Raw genomic sequence first — 672 nt, 5'->3', positions numbered from 1 at the left:
TTAGCTCCGGTTTCCCGAAGTTATCCCAGTCTTATAGGCAGGTTGCCCACGTGTTACTCACCCGTCCGCCGCTAATCTCAGGGAGCAAGCTCCCGTCGATTCGCTCGACTTGCATGTATTAGGCACGCCGCCAGCGTTCGTCCTGAGCCAGGATCAAACTCTCCGAAGAAATGTTTGACTTGCTCATTTGCTTTTTTAATAGTGTGTGCTCACTTAAAATTTAACGTTGGCGCTTTGTTTTGTTCAGTTTTCAAAGAGCAATTTCACAAATCGTCCGTTTCGACGGCTTGTTTATTTAGCATAACACACTATTGATTAGTTGTCAACTTCTGCGAAGTTTTTAACTTGTTTTTAATCGCCTTGTTTCTCAGCGACCATTTCATCTTATCATTTTCATAGTAAGAAGTCAATAGTTATTATTCCTTTTAGTAATCTACCAAAAGCGGATGAAACTTTCGTTTGTCTTACGTGGTGCTTATTTATATTAATCCTATTTCACCTTAAAGTCAATACATTTCGTAATTAATAATTCACACGCTAAATGTCCTCGAAATAGCATGATTAGGTTAGGGGTCGAATTATTGGCTGCCCGGGACGATTTATTTCAATTTCCCTTTTCCCCCAAAAAACGAACATATAATGACGAAAAAAGACCAGCCGGATGGCTGATCT

General features: G+C 40.2%; 1 rRNA gene. It reads right to left on the bottom strand.

What is annotated here, in order from left to right:
• Positions 1–169, bottom strand: a 16S ribosomal RNA gene (locus AS888_RS05185); the annotation flags it as partial.
• Positions 170–672: the final 503 nt, after the last annotated feature.

The sequence above is a fragment of the Peribacillus simplex genome (assembly GCF_001542915.1).
Classification (GTDB): Bacteria; Bacillota; Bacilli; order Bacillales; family DSM-1321; genus Peribacillus; species Peribacillus simplex_B.
Note: the sequence above shows the minus strand (reverse complement) of the source record. Positions and strands in the feature narration are given on the sequence as shown.